The sequence below is a fragment of the Desulfosporosinus sp. genome, from assembly GCF_014237355.1.
Lineage (GTDB): Bacteria > Bacillota > Desulfitobacteriia > Desulfitobacteriales > Desulfitobacteriaceae > Desulfosporosinus.
Map to the genome: position 1 here is coordinate 1 of NZ_JABZFS010000045.1, position 2,177 is coordinate 2,177.

General features: G+C 41.6%; 1 protein-coding gene. It reads right to left on the reverse strand.

Annotation, left to right across the window (positions count from 1 at the left end; all coding sequences use genetic code 11):
* Positions 1 to 431, reverse strand: a 431-nt coding sequence (locus HGJ98_RS09740) for a methyl-accepting chemotaxis protein (protein ID WP_291350883.1), incomplete at its 3' end; no start/stop codon positions are given.
* Positions 432 to 2,177: the final 1,746 nt, after the last annotated feature.

The window sequence follows — 2,177 nt, forward strand, 5'->3', positions numbered from 1 at the left end:
ATTGTCTTAATTTCATTGGTGGCTTCTGTAGCACCTTCTGCTAGTTTTCGTACTTCTTCTGCCACGACTGAAAATCCTCGACCGTTCTCACCTGCTCTTGCGGCTTCTATTGCGGCATTTAAGGCTAAGAGATTGGTTTGAGCAGCTATTGCGGTGATAACTTCTGTGATTTGGCCAACTTTCTGAGAATTGCCTTCAAGTTGAAGGACTTCATTCTCCATAGCCTTGGATTGATTTATAAGCGTATCCATCTGACTAACAGCAGACTCTATTCCCTTAACGCCAGTTTCCGCTAGTTGAGCAGTATGGCTTGCCAGTTCATAGACATCTAAAGAATGGCCGGAAATTTCTTGAATACCCTCAGACATCCTTTTGATTGAGTCTGCAGTAAGCTTAGAAAGGGGGCCTGTGCCTGACACCAACTTATCCACTTATTGTTTAGCTTGTGAAAACTAGGGTTCACGCTGAAATCAATCCATAATTACAGACCTTCATTTACTGTATCATTAATTTGGCATAATATGAGAACAAGGGTCATGGAACATCTCCTTTCTTCAATGGATAGGACATTTAAAATTGACTCCTACGCCCTCTTCAAGAGATAAACCACAGAAATGCTCAGGTCAAAAAGACTCGGAAGTTTGTCTTTGGATCATCCTATTTTCTCGCGGGGTCGTATCAATCGACATATCACCAAGGAAGCCATCGAGCTTGCAAGTAGTCTAAGTGACGAAAGACAGATAACTTTTCTTACGGGTTGCTTAATTGCAATCTCGGATAATTTCATTGATCAAAACTATGTATGTCGTACACCCTCAAAATTCAATAAAGGTTAGAAAGAGATCCGATTGCCCTTAGGGGTGTTCGGATCTCTTTACCTTCTGACAAGGGAGAACGTTGCACTATAAATGCACCATATTCAGTACTTGTATGCAATAATATACCCTGTAACAGAAAGGCTTGCAGGGCGGTCGGCATTCCTCTGAAGGGAGGTGATGCCGTGGAAGTTTACCAATCATCGACGCTTATGATTTCATTTGTGACATTGATCGTGTAATACTTTCGTTCGCTTACAGTTCCGCAAAGGGTCATGGAACCTCTCTTTTCTTCATTAATTCGACATTTTGAAAAATGGCCTAAATCCTCGTTAGTTTACCCAAGGGGCCTTCGAACGGAAAACAGTAAGCTCCCTATGCAAACTAGCGAACTTCTTCGATTATGGGCCAGACACCAAAGGAATACTTAGGATTAGTTCAAATTGTGCAACGTTGCGTAATTTGAGGCAGCCACTCGCGGAGGGGGACCGATGCCTGACACCAACTTAATCCGCTTATTTTTCGCTTGTGAAAACTAAGTTTTCGCCGTGCTACTCAGGTTTCATATACCTTGGTTTTTTGGATGATATGATATTCGGATATATGGCTTGAGCTATTATTAGATATGCCCTCACTGTAATAGGAGACTATAACAAAAAAGAATACGGCTTCGAGAGATACTCTGTTCACAACTGTCTAATTTATTAGAATATTATGATATAATGAGTGTGTACAACTACAAAGGGCTGGGTGGGTGGCCGATCCTCCGATGAAAGGGGGTGAGGTCTATGACTGTATATGAAGCGTTGATGGTAGCAATTTCTTTAGCTACTTTAGCTGTAATAATAGTCAAAGGAATGGATAAGAGCAAGTAGCCCCACCCTTTTCCCAAGGGAGCTTCTTGCTCTTCTTAAACAGGCCGCTCACTGCGGTCAGTTGTACAGTCGGGATGTTAGCGCATCCCGACTTCTAATTATTTGTACGCATTATCTAACGTAATTATACGTTATTGTTTAATCAATATCAAGTTTTGAGAGGGTTCAAGAGATAAACGACAGAAATGCTCCGGTCAATAGACTCGGAAGTTTGTCTTTTGGATTATCCTTTTTTCTCGTGGGGTTGTATCAATCGACACAACACCAAGGAAGCCCTGGAAACCAGTTTAAGGCGTTCTGCCATGACTAACATCTAGGCGTTTATAATGTGCTTGAGACTTACCTCGACGCGAATACCATTATATGTTAAAATTACCTACGGAGGTGGCTTCCAGATGGGGCAAGAATTCAAAGAGAGTTCTTTTTCAAAGCAGTATGGTATGATCAAATATTCATATGCCGACTATCTGAATTGGCCAGAGGATAA